Source organism: Parabacteroides sp. AD58, assembly GCF_023744375.2.
Taxonomy (GTDB): domain Bacteria; phylum Bacteroidota; class Bacteroidia; order Bacteroidales; family Tannerellaceae; genus Parabacteroides; species Parabacteroides absconsus.
In genome coordinates this window covers 2,581,388-2,597,928 of the sequence record NZ_CP146284.1, presented here as the reverse complement: position 1 = coordinate 2,597,928, position 16,541 = coordinate 2,581,388, and the positions used below count along the sequence as shown (strand labels likewise).

General features: G+C 43.0%; 13 protein-coding genes, 1 tRNA gene and 1 pseudogene. 9 read left to right on the top strand and 6 right to left on the bottom strand.

Annotated elements, in window-relative coordinates; genetic code table 11:
• Positions 1 to 73 precede the first annotated feature (73 nt).
• Positions 74 to 652 carry a rubrerythrin gene (gene rbr, locus NEE14_RS11215; protein ID WP_251967814.1) on the bottom strand — a complete coding sequence of 193 codons (579 nt, stop codon included), beginning with the start codon at positions 650 to 652 and terminating at the stop codon, positions 74 to 76.
• A 543-nt stretch (positions 653 to 1,195) separates the two neighbouring features.
• A complete protein-coding gene (gene tyrS / locus NEE14_RS11210; RefSeq protein WP_251967815.1) occupies positions 1,196 to 2,488 on the bottom strand; it encodes a tyrosine--tRNA ligase in 1,293 nt (430 codons plus the stop codon).
• 194 nt (positions 2,489 to 2,682) lie between these two features.
• On the opposite strand from tyrS, the gene NEE14_RS11205 reads away from it, so the two are divergent.
• From NEE14_RS11205 to NEE14_RS11180, 6 genes are all read left to right on the top strand, one after another.
• Positions 2,683 to 3,999, top strand: coding sequence for a TolC family protein (locus tag NEE14_RS11205; protein WP_251967816.1), 1,317 nt, complete (start codon positions 2,683 to 2,685; stop codon positions 3,997 to 3,999).
• Positions 4,000 to 4,173: 174 nt separating this feature from the next.
• Positions 4,174 to 5,403, top strand: a complete 1,230-nt coding sequence (locus tag NEE14_RS11200) for an efflux RND transporter periplasmic adaptor subunit (protein ID WP_251967817.1) — start codon at positions 4,174 to 4,176, stop codon at positions 5,401 to 5,403.
• A gap of 37 nt (positions 5,404 to 5,440) precedes the next feature.
• Positions 5,441 to 6,181: an ABC transporter ATP-binding protein gene (locus NEE14_RS11195; protein ID WP_251967818.1), complete on the top strand. Its 741-nt coding sequence runs from the start codon at positions 5,441 to 5,443 to the stop codon at positions 6,179 to 6,181.
• A 21-nt stretch (positions 6,182 to 6,202) separates the two neighbouring features.
• A complete protein-coding gene (locus NEE14_RS11190) occupies positions 6,203 to 7,423 on the top strand; it encodes an ABC transporter permease (RefSeq protein ID WP_251967819.1) in 1,221 nt (406 codons plus the stop codon).
• Positions 7,424 to 7,580: 157 nt separating this feature from the next.
• Positions 7,581 to 8,675 (top strand): sensor histidine kinase, encoded by a 1,095-nt coding sequence (locus NEE14_RS11185; RefSeq protein ID WP_251967820.1) that lies wholly within the window; start codon positions 7,581 to 7,583, stop codon positions 8,673 to 8,675.
• Entirely contained in the window at positions 8,672 to 9,418 is a 747-nt protein-coding gene (locus NEE14_RS11180) for a LytR/AlgR family response regulator transcription factor (RefSeq protein WP_251967821.1), read from the top strand. The genes NEE14_RS11185 and NEE14_RS11180 overlap by 4 nt, the downstream gene beginning before the upstream one ends.
• On the opposite strand, the gene dacB is transcribed toward NEE14_RS11180, so the two are convergent.
• Positions 9,404 to 10,861 carry a D-alanyl-D-alanine carboxypeptidase/D-alanyl-D-alanine endopeptidase gene (gene dacB / locus NEE14_RS11175; RefSeq protein WP_251967822.1) on the bottom strand — a complete coding sequence of 486 codons (1,458 nt, stop codon included), beginning with the start codon at positions 10,859 to 10,861 and terminating at the stop codon, positions 9,404 to 9,406. The two genes, NEE14_RS11180 and dacB, sit on opposite strands and share 15 nt — an antisense overlap.
• Positions 10,862 to 10,915: 54 nt before the next feature.
• On the opposite strand from dacB, the gene NEE14_RS11170 reads away from it, so the two are divergent.
• A complete protein-coding gene (locus tag NEE14_RS11170; RefSeq protein WP_251967823.1) occupies positions 10,916 to 12,082 on the top strand; it encodes an AI-2E family transporter in 1,167 nt (388 codons plus the stop codon).
• A gap of 94 nt (positions 12,083 to 12,176) precedes the next feature.
• A tRNA-Lys gene (locus NEE14_RS11165) sits at positions 12,177 to 12,252 on the top strand.
• Between the two features lie 475 nt (positions 12,253 to 12,727).
• On the opposite strand, the pseudogene NEE14_RS11160 reads toward NEE14_RS11165, so the two are convergent.
• From NEE14_RS11160 to NEE14_RS11150, 3 genes and pseudogenes are all read right to left on the bottom strand, one after another.
• A pseudogene (locus NEE14_RS11160) lies at positions 12,728 to 12,913 on the bottom strand (arsenate reductase ArsC); the annotation flags it as partial.
• A gap of 100 nt (positions 12,914 to 13,013) precedes the next feature.
• The gene (locus tag NEE14_RS11155; protein ID WP_251967824.1) at positions 13,014 to 13,343 is read right to left on the bottom strand and encodes an ArsR/SmtB family transcription factor; all 330 of its coding nucleotides are present in this window, start codon (positions 13,341 to 13,343) and stop codon (positions 13,014 to 13,016) included.
• A 239-nt stretch (positions 13,344 to 13,582) separates the two neighbouring features.
• On the bottom strand, positions 13,583 to 14,239 hold the full coding sequence (locus NEE14_RS11150) for a TatD family hydrolase (protein ID WP_251967825.1): 657 nt from the start codon (positions 14,237 to 14,239) through the stop codon (positions 13,583 to 13,585).
• A 102-nt stretch (positions 14,240 to 14,341) separates the two neighbouring features.
• Between NEE14_RS11150 and NEE14_RS11145 the strand changes: the two genes are divergently transcribed.
• Positions 14,342 to 16,519, top strand: a complete 2,178-nt coding sequence (locus NEE14_RS11145) for a DUF4838 domain-containing protein (protein ID WP_422394706.1) — start codon at positions 14,342 to 14,344, stop codon at positions 16,517 to 16,519.
• Positions 16,520 to 16,541 lie beyond the last annotated feature (22 nt).

The window sequence follows — 16,541 nt, the reverse complement described above, 5'->3', positions numbered from 1 at the left end:
AAAAAAGCTGTTGCACATATTGTACAACAGCTTTTTTGTTAAATTTATCAGCCTATTATATCTTTTATGTTGATTAATAGTTTTGCTTCATCGGTTCGAAGTAAGCCTGCGGATGTAAACATGCCGGACATTTCAGCGGAGCTTTCTTGGCACTCAATACGAAACCACAGTTACGGCACTGCCACAAGATTTCTTCGTCTCTTTCAAATACTTTATCAGCTTCAACACGGGCCAACAGTGTGCGATAGCGTTTCTCGTGTTCTGCTTCTACCTTGGCAATCATACGGAAGGCAACTGCTATTTCCGGGAAACCTTCTTCGTCGGCTACCTTGGCAAATTCAGGATACATATCTGACCATTCTTCGTTTTCACCAGCAGCGGCAGCGGCTAAGTTTTCTTTTGTAGTACTGATGATACCAGCAGGATAGGAAGCTGTGATTTCAACCATACCGCCTTCCAGGAATTTGAAGAAACGTTTAGCGTGTTCTTTTTCCTGTTCAGCTGTTTCCATAAAGACAGCTGCAATTTGTTCGAAACCTTCTTTCTTGGCTACGCTGGCAAAATATGTATAACGGCTTCTTGCCTGTGATTCGCCTGCAAATGATTTCAACAGATTCTGTTCTGTACGTGTTCCTTTAATACTTTTTCCCATAACTATTTACTTTTTATTGGTTGATAATTTATTTATTCGCTTTATTTTTACAACAGACAAAAGTATAGATTAGTTTTTAATTGAAAGAATATATTTAAGTGGTTATTTTTATGAGTGAATAGAAGGAATCTATAAGTCTGATTAAGTGTAAAATACTTCTTTTTTTATTCCATGCCTATAAATGAAATAAAACGCGCCGGCTTTTGATCAAAATACGCCAGCTTTTCATGAAAACACGCCGGCTTTTTTCTGAAAGTAAATAGACTCTGCATTTAAAGCCAACGAGAATTGAAAAAGAAACCAGTGAAGATTGAAAATGATTCTCGCCAATTCTGTTCGGGCTTTGTTATATAAAAGAAAAAGCGCCTGTTATCTGTTGATAATAAGCGCTTTCTGAATTGTGAGTTGTCTCACGAGGATTCGAACCTCGACAGACAGAACCAAAAACTGTAGTGCTACCATTACACCATGAGACAATCCGATGCTTTCTTAAAAGCACTGCAAAGGTAAATACTAATTTTTACCTTTGCAAGTATTTTTCTGTTATTTTACAATTATCAAGTAATAATTTTTCTTGCCACGCTGTACGAGCAGATACTTATCGTCTAATAAGTGGCTGGTATTGATAATCATATCGGTGTCGCTGACTTTTTCTTTGTTGACGCTGACACCTCCGCTTTGGATCAGTTTACGCATTTCACCTTTCGACGGGAATATATTTGCTTTTTCTGTACAAAGATCAATCAGTTTGACACCGGCTGCAATTTCATCACGTGATACTTCAAACTGAGGAACACCGTTGAATACGTCGAGCAAAGTTTCTTCATCCAGTTTTTTCAACGCTTCTGAAGTGGCATTGCCAAACAGAATATTGGAAGCTTCGACTGCTGCTTCATAATCTTCTTCGGAATGAACCATTACGGTTACTTCTTTTGCCAATCGTTTCTGGAGCGGACGCAAATGTGGTGCGGCTTCCTGTTCAGCTATCAGAGCTTCGATTTCATCTTTAGGAAGAGCTGTAAAGATCTTGATGTATTTGGCTGCATCGGCATCACTTACATTCAGCCAGAACTGATAGAATTTATAAGGTGAAGTATAACGGCGATCCAACCAGATGTTACCTGATTCTGTTTTTCCGAACTTGCCACCGTCGGCTTTCGTAATAAGCGGACAGGTCAGAGCAAATACTTCTCCTCCGTTGGTACGGCGGATCAGTTCAGCTCCGGTAGTAATATTTCCCCATTGGTCTGAACCACCCATCTGAAGTTTGCAGTTTTTATGTTCGTAAAGATACAGGAAGTCGTATCCTTGCAACAGCTGATAAGTAAATTCTGTGAATGACAGACCATCGCGGGCTTCACCATTCAGACGCTTCTGTACAGAGTCTTTTGCCATCATATAATTAACGGTAATATGCTTACCTACGGTACGGGCAAAGTCCAGAAACGTGAAGTCTTTCATCCAGTCGTAGTTATTTACCAGTTCTGCTTTGTTGGGAGCATCTGATTCAAAGTCCAGAAATTTGCTCAACTGTTTTTTGATACATTCCTGATTATGACGTAATGTTTCTTCGTCTAACAGATTTCGTTCTGCTGATTTACCAGACGGATCGCCAATCATACCGGTTGCACCGCCTATCAATGCCAGAGGTTTATGTCCGCACCGCTGGAAATGTCTAAGGATCATAACGCTTACCAAGTGTCCGATATGCAATGAATCGGCTGTCGGATCAATACCCACATAAGCAGTCACCATTTCTTTTTCCAACAATTCTTCAGTACCCGGCATCATGGTATGAATCATTCCACGCCATCTTAATTCTTCTACAAAATTCATCGTATTAGTTCATTATAAATATGTTTAGTGTGGGCAAAGATACGATTATTAATTGATTTACGCCGGCGAAGTGTCACTTTTTTGTTTTATCGATAGAAATCGGGAGTTTGTCGATAGAAAAAACGCCTCTTTCTATATTAATTGGTTAGGAAATGAGTGGCTTGTACTTTTGCTTTCGTAAAAAGAAAACAGATATGATGCGGACATTAATAATAGGTTTATCAATTGGACTGTTGGCGGCGGGTGTACAAGCCCAAGAAAAACCGGCAGAATGGACGCTCCGTTCGTGTTTGGATTATGCGTTGGCAAACAATATCCAAATTAAGAAGAGTCGGGTGAATGAATTATCGGGACTGGAAGATACGGAGCTGGCTAAGGCTCAGTTATTCCCTTCTTTATCGGCTTCGGTAACACAAGGTTTTGTAAACTATCCTTCGTCGGATGCAGAGAGTAACAATAGTTATACAGGTAATTATGCTGTCAATGCAAACTGGACGCTTTTTGATGGGGGACAACGATCGAAGACGATCAAGCAACAGAAACTGCAGAATGAAGTGGATAAGTTGTCGACAGAACAAAGTGAGGATGACATCCAGATAGCAATTGTCCAGACATATCTGCAAGTGATGTATGCGATGGAATCTGTAAAGATCAACGAAAATACAGTAGAGACTTCGAAGGCAGAGCGTGATCGGGCAGAAGAGCTGTATAAGGCGGGTTCGATTTCTTCGGTCGATCTGGCTCAACTGGAAAGTCAGTACAGTACAGATAAATATCAGCTGGTGGTTGCTCAGACGAACTTAGATAATTATAAGCTGCAGCTGAAGCAATTGCTTGAACTGGATATTACAGAAGATATTTCATTGAATATGCCGGATGTGGATGAATCGGAAGTAGTGACTCCTTTACCGGATAAAGAATCTATCTATCAGACGTCGCTGGCTGTCATGCCGCAGATCCGGAGCAGTGAGCTTTCTATTGAAGTAGCTGAATTGGAAAAGCAAAAGGCAAAAGCAGCTTATTGGCCTACCTTATCCATGAATGCGGGTATCGGAACAGGACATCTTTCTGGCACAAACTACACTTTTGGTAGTCAAATATGGAATAAATTCAACGAGAGTGTTGGATTAACAATTAATATTCCTATATTTGCGAATCGGGAAAAGAAGACAGCTTATAATAAAGCGCAGCTGGCCATTACAACCAGTCAGCTGGATTTGTTGAACGCTCAGAAAGATTTGCTTCAGACGGTTGAAGGCATTTATTTGGACGCCACATCTGCTCAGAGTCAATATGTATCAGCCGTTGAACGATTATCGTATATCGAACAAAGTTTTAAACTAACTGAAGAACAGTTTTTCCTGGGAATGAAGAATACACTGGAGATGCTGACGGAAAAAAACAACCTGTTGAGTGCTCAGCAGGAAGTTCTTCAGTCAAAATATATGGCAATCATGAGTATACAACTTTTAAACATTTATCAGAAGAAGCCCGTCGATATCAATATTTAGACGGGATATTCACTCCACTCTCTTTTATGGGGTTTCCTGCGACGTGAGTCGCGGGAACCTTTTTACCAAAATAAGTTTATAAGTTGATCAAGGTATGAGTTTTTGAGTTGACAGATTAAAATTGTCAGACTTGGAAACAAGCCTCATGTTCGGATAAAAAAGTAATCAAACAATATGAATAAGAAAAAAGTTATGATCGGCCTGGCCGGAATTGTGATTATCGCAGGAGGATTTTTCCTCTTTTCCGGGAAAAAGGCTGGAGGAAGAATGGTTTTGGAAACAGAAAAGGTAGGTCGCACGTCTATCACGAATGTGGTGACCGCTACAGGAACTGTCGAGCCGGTAACAGAGGTTGATGTAGGTACACAGGTTTCTGGTATTATTGACAAACTGTATGTTGATTATAATGATGTAGTAACTGCCGGACAGTTGATTGCAGAAATGGATAAGGTGACATTGGAGGCTGAACTGCAATCGGCTACCGCGCAGTTGGATAAAAGTAAATCGGAGTACGAATATCAGCAGAAGAATTATGCACGTAGCAAGGTGTTGTTCGAGAAGAAGTTGATCAGTGACACGGAGTATGAGACAGCAACCTATAACTACGAGCAGGCGAAAGCCAATTATGAAGAGAGCCAGGCCTCAATGGTTAAGGTTCGGCGAAACCTGGAGTATGCTACGATCACAAGCCCTATTAATGGTGTGGTGATCAATAAGGCGGTTGAAGAAGGGCAGACCGTAGCTGCCGGTTTCGAAACTCCGACTTTGTTTACCATTGCAGCCGATTTGACAAAGATGCAGATCATTGCAGATGTAGATGAAGCAGATATAGGTAGTGTTCAGGACGGACAGCGGGTTTCGTTTACTGTAGATGCTTATCCGAATGATGTCTTTGAGGGAAAGGTTGAACAGATCCGTTTGGGAGAAAGTAGCGATAGTAGTACCTCTTCTTCAAGTTCGTCATCGTCATCGACGGTTGTAACGTATGAGGTAGTGATTTCCGCTGATAATCCCGACCTGAAATTGAAACCGCGTCTGACAGCAAACATCACAATTTATACGATGGAACGGAATGACGTGTTATCAATACCGAATAAGGCTTTGCGCTTTATTGCTGATGCTAGTATGCTGGAGCCGTTGGGATTGACGGTAGAAAATCCAACCATGCAGGCACCCGAAGGAAAGCGCCTGGTATGGGTAGAAGAAGGAAATCAGTTGAAGCCAAAGGCTATTACGGTTGGTTCAAGCAATAATAATGTAACGGAAGTTGTTGATGGTCTGCAGGAAGGCGAAGTCGTTGCTGTTGATTTGTCAGCGGAAGCGCCTGCAGTTGAAACGGTTGGTGGACAAGAAAGAAGTCCGTTCATGCCGGGACCGCCTGATAGCAAGAAAAATAAGAAATAATATTCCATATCGGAGTAATTTAAAATGTACGTACGTCATGAAAGAGATTATAAGACTGGAAAACATAAAGCGTAATTTTATCGTGGGCGATGAAGTGGTTCATGCATTGCGAGGTATTAGTTTTACGATATATGAAGGCGAATTTGTTACCATAATGGGAACTTCCGGATCAGGCAAAAGTACATTGTTGAATACATTAGGTTGTCTGGATACACCGACAAGTGGTGAATATTACCTGGATGGTGTGTCTGTTCGTACGATGGGGAAGAACGCAAGAGCCACGCTTCGTAACCGGAAAATTGGGTTTGTTTTCCAGAATTATAATCTGTTGCCAAAAACGACCGCGATTGAAAATGTTGAACTTCCGTTGATGTATAATTCGGCATATAATGCAGCGCAGCGACGGGAAAAAGCGATCAAGGCACTGATTGCTGTCGGTCTGGGTGAACGTCTGAACCATAAGAGCAATCAGATGTCGGGTGGACAGATGCAGCGTGTGGCGATTGCCCGGGCGCTGGTGAATGATCCGGCAGTAATCTTGGCTGATGAGGCTACCGGAAACCTGGATACGCGTACCAGCTTTGAGATTCTGGTATTGTTTCAGAAGCTTCATGCGGAAGGACGTACCATTATCTTCGTAACGCACAATCCGGAGATAGCCCAGTATAGCAGCCGGAATATAATGCTGCGCGACGGGCATATTACATCGGATGTAAAGAATGAGAATATATTGGATGCAGCCGAGGCTTTGGCTAAATTGCCGAAGACAGACGACTGATAACAGATAGCTTATACAGATATGAATCTAACGAATTTATTCAAGATAGCCCTCCGGGCCTTGGCCAACAATAAGATGCGTGGTTTCTTGACGATGCTGGGTATTATTATTGGTGTGGCTTCGGTCATTACGATGCTGGCCATCGGACAGGGTTCTAAAAAGAGCATCCAGGCAGAAATCAGTGAGATGGGTTCAAATATGATCATGATTCAGCCGGGTGGTGATATTCGGGGCGGTGTACGCCAGGAAGCTTCCAGTATGGAAACCCTGAAGCTTCAGGATTATCAGAACATCGTAGATGAGACGCGGTATGTAGCTGCTGTTTCACCGTCGGTCAACAGTAGTGGGCAAGTCATTTACGGTGCCAATAATGCGCCGACGACTATCTACGGTATCAGTCCGGATTATATGGAGATTCGCCGTTATAAGGTAGAAGACGGAGAAATGTTCACGGAACAGGATATCGCTGTCGCAGCGAAAGTCTGTGTCGTTGGAAAGACAGTTGTCGATAATTTGTTCCCGGGCGGCGAGAATCCGGTCGGGAAAGTAATCCGTTTCCAGAAACTGCCGTTCAAAATCGTGGGTGTATTGGAAAGCAAAGGATATAATAGTATGGGAATGGACCAGGACGACTTGATTTTAGCTCCATATACAACAATACAAAAGAAAGTCTTGGCCATTACCCATTTGCAAGGCATTACCTGCTCGGCTCTGAAAGAGGAATATACCGAACAGGCCATTGATGAGATTTCAGAAATACTGCGTCGCAACCATAAGCTCAAAGCGGATGAAGAGGATGATTTTACAATCCGTAGTCAGCAGGAGTTGAGTTCGATGTTGACAAGTACTACGGACATGATGACCGTTTTGCTTGCGGCTGTGGCGGGTATTTCATTATTGGTAGGTGGTATCGGTATTATGAATATCATGTATGTTTCGGTTACGGAGCGTACCCGCGAGATAGGTCTGCGTATGAGTATTGGTGCTAAAGGAATCGATATTTTGTCGCAATTCCTGATTGAATCTATTCTGATCAGTGTGACGGGAGGATTGATTGGTGTGATTTTCGGAGTAGGTTCAGCTATTGTAGTCAATCAAGTGGCGCATTTCCCGATTTACATTCAGCCTTGGAGCGTACTTCTTTCTTTTCTTGTCTGTACGGCAACGGGTATATTCTTTGGATGGTATCCGGCAAAGAAAGCTGCCCAGCTTGATCCGATTGAGGCGATCCGGTATGAATAGCGGGAATGTAAATCAGATTCGTCCGAAGTCTTGTCTGGTACTTTCCTTTGCGGGTTGATATCGGCCAGGATTTCGGACAAATCTTTTTCATGTGGTGTTAACCTTGTATAGAATTATTATTATGATTATTTTTGACTATCTGATAACAGGCAGAATTATGACAGAAGAAACAAAGAAAGAAATCATATCAGCTTTTATCATGCCGAAAGGATTGGGCAAGGTAATTCATATTGTGGCGTGGGGAATCTTGTTCGGTATTCCATTCTTTTTTACCGGACGTGAGTCTGAAACGGTTTCAATCGAAAGTTATATGCGTTTCGTCATTGTTCCTCTTTCTTTTATGTTTGTCTTCTATATCAATTATTGCATTCTGATTCCCAAATATCTTTTTACACGGCGTCTTGCGGAATTCTTTATAGCTAATGTGGTATTAATAGCCTTTGTGATGATGACTGTACATTTTTTGATGGGCTTATTGCCCGAACCCGAACATATTCATCATCGGGATCCACATATGAAAGAAGAACCACCTTTGCGGAATATTATCGGTTTCTTCATGGGAAATGCCATGTTGTATGTGCTGGTATCAGGATTAAGCGTTGCCATACGGGTCACAGGAAACTGGTATCATACAGAATCCATGCGGCGGGATCTGGAGAAAAGCCGGGTTGAGGCCGAGCTTCAGAACCTGAAGAGTCAGCTGAACCCTCATTTCCTGTTTAATACACTGAATAATATTTATTGCCTGATAGCTTTTAGTCCGGATCGTGCTCAGGGTGCAGTTCATGACTTGAGCCGTCTGTTGCGCTATGTCTTGTATGACAGTAATCAGAAATATGTTCCCTTGGAAAAGGAATTGGATTTCATTCGTAATTATGTAGAGTTGATGCGTATCCGCTTGCCTGAACATGTATCACTTGATTTACAGATTGATGAGCAGGTCAAAGGTGGCAGGATGATTGCTCCGTTGTTATTTATTTCCTTGATCGAGAATGCGTTCAAGCATGGAGTTAGCAATAATCAGCAGTCGTTTATCCATATTTATATTACTTGTGCAGAAAGTTTGATACATTGTCGGATAGAGAACAGCTTCTTCCCAAAGAATAAATTGGATAAGAGTGGCTCAGGAATCGGACTGGTTAATCTGGAAAAGCGGCTCCAGCTGATTTATCCTTCAGCTTATTCATTCCGGTACGGACAAGAAGGAAATATGTATATTGCCGATTTACAAATTAAAACCAGTGAACCATGAAATTGACTTGTGCGATTATCGACGACGAACCGCTGGCTGCCAGTCTGTTGGAAAGCTACGCCATGAAAACTCCTTTTCTGGAAGTTAAGGGAAAATATAACAGTGCGCTGAATGCGATGAATTCTTTGCACAACGAGCCGGTGCAGGTTTTGTTTCTTGATATACAGATGCCGGAGCTGAGCGGAATGGAATTTTCGAAGATGCTTCCTCCGGAAACAAAAGTTATCTTTACAACGGCATTCGAGCAATATGCTGTCGACAGTTACCGGGTCAATGCGTTGGATTATCTGTTGAAACCGATCAGTTATTCCGATTTCCTGAAGGCTGCGCAAAAAGCTTATCAATGGTTTGAATTGCTTCAGCGGAAAAATGAAGAACCGGCAATGACTTCCGGCACTGAGAATGAAGTGGAACGTATCTTTGTCAAGACGGAATATAAACTGGTACAGATCGAATTGAATCGTATCTTGTATATTGAAGGATTGAAAGATTACGTGAAGATTTACCTGGAAGGCGAAACGCATCCGGTTCTTTCTCTGATCAGCATGAAAATGGTAGAAGATATGCTTCCGTCAAGCCGTTTTGTCCGTGTCCATCGTTCGTATATTATCCAGCTGGAGAAAATCAAGGTGATCGAGCGCAATCGTATTGTGTTCGGAAAGGAATATATTCCGATTTCTGATAATTATAAACAGAAATTCTTCGATTTCCTGGCACAACATAGCATTCTACTGGCCAAATAAGCCTAACAGGACTTGTTCAAGCCGTCGGCTGATGCTCCAGCTGTTCATCGAATAGTTGTTGGTGAGCAAGACGACGCTATAGATCTTTCCCTGATTTTTTACATAGCCGGCATAGCATCTGACGCCGCTCATACTTCCACTTTTCAGGAAGGCTTTCCCGGAAAGAGCTGTATCTTTCAGAAAATTGCGGACCGATCCTTCTACTCCGGCCTGGGGCAATGACGCTATAAAGGTATTGGCGTGTTTGGATTTTGCCATATAAACAAGAAGATCGTTCAGGAAATGAGCGGTCACTTTATTGGCCGGTGCAAGGCCGCTTCCGTCGGTGATGCGAAGAGATGAGATATCCAGTCCTTTGCTTTTCCAATAGCTTTTCATGACTTCTATACCTTTCTCGAAAGAGGAGATGACACGTTTCTGCGGATTCTTATAACGTAATCCGATAGTTTTCAGCAAGGCATCGGCAAACAGATTATGACTGACATGATTGGTCTTTTCTACAATCTGCTGTAACGTGGGGGAATAGGTCGTGATTATCTCTGTCCGTTTACCGGGTTTCCAGGCATTCTTTTCATACAGAATTCGGTAGCAGGTTGCTTCTTTCTGTATGGATATGCCGTCTTTCTCTAATTCTTTCTGAACATATTGGGCTAAATATAGGGCCGGTTCCGGAATATCTCCTTTGAGCCGGTAGGAAGTCCGGTTGGCCGGGACAACTCCGTACAAATACCGTTCGTCCGAAAATGGCATACCGACAATATAGCTGCTGTCGCTCTTAACAGTTGCAGCTTTGAGATAATTATGAAAGTCCAGGTCGATATCCGGTTCAGTCCGTATGATGTTCGGACGTGTTCCGGCAGCGCCACTCTTCAGATAAAGGGCATACAGATTATCGTGAAACGAAAGTCCGTAACTTCCGGCACCATAATAGCTGCCCAGGTCCTCGCGCACCCATTTCATGGATATGCCTTCATTGTCGAAGATGCTTTCGTCGGCAATTATCGCTCCTTTGATTTCCCGAATGCCTTTTTCCCGGATGGCTTCTTTCCATTGATTGATGAATGTTTCCGATTCAGGGGCGAAATGTGATGAGCCTAAGGTCGGGTCTCCGTGACCTTGAATATAGATATTCCCATTCAGTACCCCATTGGTTATTGTACCCTCATAGCTGATTGTCGTCGGAAAGCGATAGGATTCTCCCAACAGTTCCAGCGCTGTGGCGGTAGTCAGCAGCTTAAGAACGGAAGCCGGAGTGAGTTGCAGGTCCGGCTGGTATTTTCCGATTGTTTTTCCATTGGATATGTCTGTTGCTAGACAGGCAAACGAAGCATGTTCCATGCCCGGCTGGTTCAGGAAACGCTCGATGACATTTGCCTTTTGCCCGAATCCTGGAGTAAAGCATAAAATAAATGCTGCCAGAATAAATATTTTTGAAAGTTTCATTATGAAGTTTTAACCTTTATGTTACCTTTGTGAAAAACAAAGATAGAAATAATTATGGATTCCATGTTTGATAAACCGTTTACATTTGATCGTGTCGTACGCATTGGAATAGGCGTTTTGCTGGTCGGTGCGATATTATATTTGATTGTCACCCTGCGAAATGCCCTTTTACCTTTCTTAATTGCTTGGCTGATGGCTTATATGTGCCAGCCTTTTGTGAAGTTCTTCCAGTATAAATTGAAATTAAAGAGCCGGATTTTGTCTATTTTAGCGGTTCTGATATCAATTGCTTTGGTAATAACCCTGATTACCGTCATGGTTGTGCCGTCTATTTCGGAAGAAAGTGAACGTTTGTTGCAACTCTTGAATAACCGGCAGGCTGCTCCTGGTTATATTCCACTGATACCTAACAGTTGGGTGGAGTATTTGGAAAACAGTATTGATCCTGAAGCTTTGCGGGAATTTGTCAATCGGGAAAACATATTGCAGGCAATCAAACAGATTGCTCCGAAAGCCTGGAATTTGCTGACGAGTACTTTCTCGGTATTAGTCAGTGTGACGATTATATTTGTTATTTTCCTGTATTTTATCTTTATCTTGTTGGATTATGAAAAGATAGCGAGCGGTTGGCTTCGGTTGATTCCAGAACGCTATCGTCCGTTTATCAGTCAGCTGGCAGATGATGTAGAACTTAGTATGAACCGTTATTTCCGCGGGCAGTCGCTGATTGCCTTATGTGTAGGTATTTTATTGGCCATCGGATTTAAGATTATCAATTTCCCTTTGGCTGTTACCTTGGGCCTGTTTATCGGCTGTTTGAATTTGATTCCTTATTTGCAGACGATCGGATTGATTCCGATGGCATTGCTCAGTCTGCTCCGTTCGGCCGAGACAGGAGAGAATTTCTGGATCTTGTTTGGCTTATCGTTATTGGTATTGGGCATTGTGCAGGCCATACAGGATCTGTATCTGACGCCCCGTATTATGGGAAAGGCCATGGGGTTGAATCCGGCCATTATTTTACTTTCCTTATCCATTTGGGGTACATTGTTAGGTTTTATCGGCCTGATTATCGCTTTACCGCTGACAACGCTCTGCTTGTCGTATTATAAACGGTTTATTTTGATGGAAAATTTAGATATATCTCCAGAAAATGAGGCTACCGATTCTGAAAATAAGCCCGAAAAGCCGGTTCAGACGAAAGAAATAGAAGAAAAATAGGAGAGAAGAAGAAAAAAATCCCCTAAAAACTTGCAGAGTCAAAAATTATGACTACCTTTGCACTCGCAATCGGGAAACGATGCAATATAGGTTTGATTCGCTAGCTCAGCTGGTAGAGCACAACACTTTTAATGTTGGGGTCTTGGGTTCGAACCCCAAGCGGATCACCAAAATAAGCTCTTTAATCCATTTGGGTTAAAGAGCTTATTTTTTATATATGTATTAAGTCCTAATAAAACAGCATCACGGGCTTGAATCACCGCATCTTTCAGTTTTACAAAAAGATAGATAAAAGGTGAAAGATGATTTTTTAAACTGAATGTCTGGTTTGGTACGAAAATAAAACTAACGGGAATCAAAAACAGAAGTAACGAAGATTAAAAACGAACCTCGTTACTTCTGTTTTAATTCATGCCTACCTTTTGATCAAAAGCCGGCGTATTTTCATCAAAAGCTAGGCATGAATGGATTAAAAGCTAGGCACCTTTATAAGACGATGTTGAACAGGTAACCTAAGAAGATGATAAACAGTGTGATCACGCCACAGGCGCTAGGTCATGACTTCCTTGAGAAGAGTCGCTTCGGGAAGTGACAATCCTACTCCTGCCATCATGATTATAAGCGGATTAATGGTTAGACTGCTGGCATGTACACGTCGGGATATGTTGGTATGTGATGACTGATGTCTATGCCGGCTTCTTGCATAACTTCGACAGCCATGGGATATACTTTCTCGGCCGGCTTGGTTCCAGCCGAAAATACTTCTAAACTCGGGTCAAACGATTGAAGGAAGCCATGCGCCATCTGACTGCGGCAGCTGTTTCCCGTACAAGTTGGCGCAGCCTGTTCCTAAAATTTTAATTTCCATTGTATTGTATATTGTATATGCAATTCGTAAAACAACGAATAAAATGAAGAAAAAAAAGGGCTGTTATTCACAGCAACCCTTTGATTTGCATATATCCTGACTGAAGAAATCGGAAAAGAGCTGTCTTGCTAATTTCCAGTTTTCCTGATTAATGCAGTATTTTACTTTTGGGGTTTCCACTTCTCCCTGTATCAAACCGGCATCTTTCAGTTCTTTCAAGTGTTGGGAAACGGTCGCTTTGGCTATGGGTAATTCTTCATGAATATCGCCAAAGTAGCAGGTTTCCTGTTTGGCTAAAAAGTGCATAATGGCAATTCTTGCCGGATGACCTAAAGCCTTGGCAAAGCGTGCCAGCTGTCCTTGAGTTGCTGTATATTCCTTTTTTTCTCCCATATTCTTATTTGTTGTTCGCGAATGTATGAATAGCCGGCCATATTTCCAACTTTTCTGCCTGATTTTTGGGTTGATTGGTTAAATGTGGTTAAAATAGGCCGATTTTAGAAGAAAAAGTATTGACGAGCTATGTTACATAACATAAAATGTCTATATTTGCATCGTGTTTTTCATGGTATTAGATTTAAGGTTAACAATGGAAATTGGCTGTCTGTGAAGATAGCCTTTTTTTGTGCCCTTTACTCACCTGAAAAGAGCAAAGAAAGATTCTGCTCAATTTGTCCTGCTAATATCTCTATCGGAACGGATAAGGCTGCCGCAGCCTTTTCATATATTTCCCGTATGTCCAGTTTTGATTCGTCTGTTTCCAGAAAAAGATGAGTTGGCCAGGCTGTTTGTAGGGCTGCCGGCTGGAATTGTTCGCCGAACGAAAGATAGATGTTTTCTTTCAGCAGTTGTTCGGCTAATTCTCTTTTCCCGCGGAAGCCATGAATGAGCCAGGGCGAAAGCGGGCGGATTTTCTTCCGTAAGGCAATCAGTTCACTCCAGGCTTTTACACAATGGATGATAAGTGGCTTATGGAGTTCTTCGGCCAGCAGGACTTGTTGTTCAAACAGATCGAGCTGTCGTTCGAGTGGAGTCTCATGGAGTTTGTCGAGTCCGGCTTCTCCGATCATCCAGACTTCCGGTTGCTTGGCCTTTTCCCACAGCAGCTTGAGTAATTGATCATTGTTTTCTCCGGAAGGAATAAACCACGGATGGATACCAACCGAAAACATTTCTAAATGGGATAAATCGTCCAACGTTTCTTGTCCGATGATCCGGTTGTAAAAAGAGATACGGTTTTCCTGGGCTTTGGGAATAACTGTATGCGTATGTATATCGATATATTTCATCTTCCTGTTGTTTGAATGGGGCAAAAGTACTAATATTGTATGCAAGTTAAACGGAGAAATTTAGAAAACACAAAAACGAATTACATGAAACGAATAGGAAGAATGTGGGGCTTGGCAGCCCTTTCAGCTTTTTTATGGATGGCGGATGCCTCGGCTCAACTGACACTTGTCAAAGACGGAAAGGCGGTTTCGCGGATTGTCTTAAGCGAGAAGAACGATATAAATCATCAGGCTGCTGATCTGTTGCAGGACTTCGTGCAGCGGATCAGCGGGGCTTCGTTGCCGATTGTGGAAGGAAAAGCGAAAGCCGGCGATGTCGTGATCGGTGGAAAATCGGCAGAAGCTGGCGAAGATGGTTTTACTATTTGTACCGAACAGAACCAGTTGCGGATTACAAGCGGCGGAGATAAAGGCTCGATCTATGGCGTGGTAACTTTATTGGAAAAATACATGGGTGTTTCGTATTATGCCTACAAAGCCTATACATTGACGCCTTCGAAGACGATTACCTTGCCGGAGATCCATTTGTCGGAGACACCGGCTTTCCGCTATCGCCAGTCGTTTAGTTACGGTTGTGATGATCCGATTTACAAGATGTGGTTCCGCCTGGAAGAACCGGATGAAGTTTTCATCGACAATATGTGGGTACATACATTCGACCGCCTGATGCCTTCGGATGTGTATGGAAAGGAACATCCCGAATATTATTCGTATATCAACGGCGAGCATCGTCCGGGTAACCATAGCCAGTGGTGTCTGACGAATCCGGATGTCTATAATTTCGTGGTGCAGAAACTGGATTCTATATTCAAGGCGAACCCGGATAAGAAACTGATTTCAGTCAGTCAGAACGACGGAAACAATACCTTCTGTACGTGTGAGAATTGCCGTAAGGTGTACGAGGAAGAAGGTTCTCCGGCTGGTGCCTATATCCGTTTCATGAACAAGCTGGCCGAACGCTTCCCCGATAAGGAGATTTCTACCTTGGCTTATCTCTTTACCATGCATCCGCCCAAGAAGGTGAAGCCGCTGCCGAATGTAAACATCATGTTGTGCGATATCGACTGCAAGCGGGAAGTGCCACTGACCGACAATGCTTCTGGCCGTGAGTTTGTAGAGGCGCTCGAAGGCTGGTCGGCTATCTCCGATAATATTTTCGTGTGGGATTATGGCATTAACTTCGACAACATGGTATCGTGTTTCCCTAATTTCCATGTCTTGCAGAAGAATATCCAGTTGTTCAAGAAGAATCACGCAACGATGCACTTTGCGCAAGTGAACGGTACGAAAGGAACAGACTTCTCGGAAATGCGTGCTTATATGATCGGGAAACTGATGTGGGATCCTTATCAGAATGCCGATTCGCTGATGCGCAGTTTTATGAATGGTTATTACGGGGCAGCGGCTCCTTATCTGTATCAGTATCAGAAGATCATGCAGGGTGGACTGTTGGCCAGCGGTATCGATTTGTGGATTTATGATTCGCCGGTATCCCATAAGAACGGGATGCTGAACGACCGGCTTTGCAAGACCTACGATGAGCTGTTCGATCAGGCTGAGGCGGCCGTGGCTTCGGATACGACTCTGCTCAACCGGGTACAGCTGTCTCGTTTGTCATTGATTTATTCTGAGCTGGAAATAGCCCGTACCAAAACGAATCAGGATGTGGCCAAGGTTCGTCAGCAGTTGGATTATTTCCGTCAGCAATGCCGTAAGTTCGGTATCAAGTCGCTGAACGAACGCAACAATGCCCCCGTAGATTATTGTGATCTGTACGAAAAACGCTTCTTGCCTCAGGCCGAGAAGAGCAAGGCGCTGGGCTCGAAGGTGATCTGGCTGCAAAAACCGGGCGAACGCTATCAGCAAATGGCTGAGACGGCATTGACCGACGGCCTGTTTGGCGGTACGACTTTCGTAGAGAGCTGGGTCGGCTGGGAAGGCGTGGACGGTTCGTTCATTCTCGATCTGGGCGAAGAAAAAGAATTCAGCACTGTGGAAGCCGACTTCCTTCATCAGTTGGGGCAATGGATTCTTCTCCCCGAAAAGGTGACTTATTCGATTTCGGCCGACAACCAGACCTATCAGCCTTTCGGTTCATTCTCGTTTGCCGAAGACCGGGATCCACAAGTCAAGTTCGTAGGCGGGAAAGTTACTTCCGATAAGCCTGTCAAAGCGTGTTATATCAAAGTAGAAGTCGATGCCATCGGGATGTGTCCGACTTGGCACTATGGCGTAGGTCATCCTGCTTGGTTCTTTATGGATGAAGTAACAGTGTTGTAACGTATTTGTATAGTTTTCATAT

Excerpts from the sequence above, each read along its gene's own strand:
- rbr (WP_251967814.1), bottom strand. The coding sequence starts at position 652 with ATGGGAAAAAGTATTAAAGGAACACGTACAGAACAGAATCTGTTGAAA.
- tyrS (WP_251967815.1), bottom strand. The coding sequence starts at position 2,488 with ATGAATTTTGTAGAAGAATTAAGATGGCGTGGAATGATTCATACCATG.
- NEE14_RS11205 (WP_251967816.1), top strand. The coding sequence starts at position 2,683 with ATGATGCGGACATTAATAATAGGTTTATCAATTGGACTGTTGGCGGCG.
- NEE14_RS11200 (WP_251967817.1), top strand. The coding sequence starts at position 4,174 with ATGAATAAGAAAAAAGTTATGATCGGCCTGGCCGGAATTGTGATTATC.
- NEE14_RS11195 (WP_251967818.1), top strand. The coding sequence starts at position 5,441 with ATGAAAGAGATTATAAGACTGGAAAACATAAAGCGTAATTTTATCGTG.
- NEE14_RS11190 (WP_251967819.1), top strand. The coding sequence starts at position 6,203 with ATGAATCTAACGAATTTATTCAAGATAGCCCTCCGGGCCTTGGCCAAC.
- NEE14_RS11185 (WP_251967820.1), top strand. The coding sequence starts at position 7,581 with ATGACAGAAGAAACAAAGAAAGAAATCATATCAGCTTTTATCATGCCG.
- NEE14_RS11180 (WP_251967821.1), top strand. The coding sequence starts at position 8,672 with ATGAAATTGACTTGTGCGATTATCGACGACGAACCGCTGGCTGCCAGT.
- dacB (WP_251967822.1), bottom strand. The coding sequence starts at position 10,861 with ATGAAACTTTCAAAAATATTTATTCTGGCAGCATTTATTTTATGCTTT.
- NEE14_RS11170 (WP_251967823.1), top strand. The coding sequence starts at position 10,916 with ATGGATTCCATGTTTGATAAACCGTTTACATTTGATCGTGTCGTACGC.
- NEE14_RS11155 (WP_251967824.1), bottom strand. The coding sequence starts at position 13,343 with ATGGGAGAAAAAAAGGAATATACAGCAACTCAAGGACAGCTGGCACGC.
- NEE14_RS11150 (WP_251967825.1), bottom strand. The coding sequence starts at position 14,239 with ATGAAATATATCGATATACATACGCATACAGTTATTCCCAAAGCCCAG.
- NEE14_RS11145 (WP_422394706.1), top strand. The coding sequence starts at position 14,342 with ATGTGGGGCTTGGCAGCCCTTTCAGCTTTTTTATGGATGGCGGATGCC.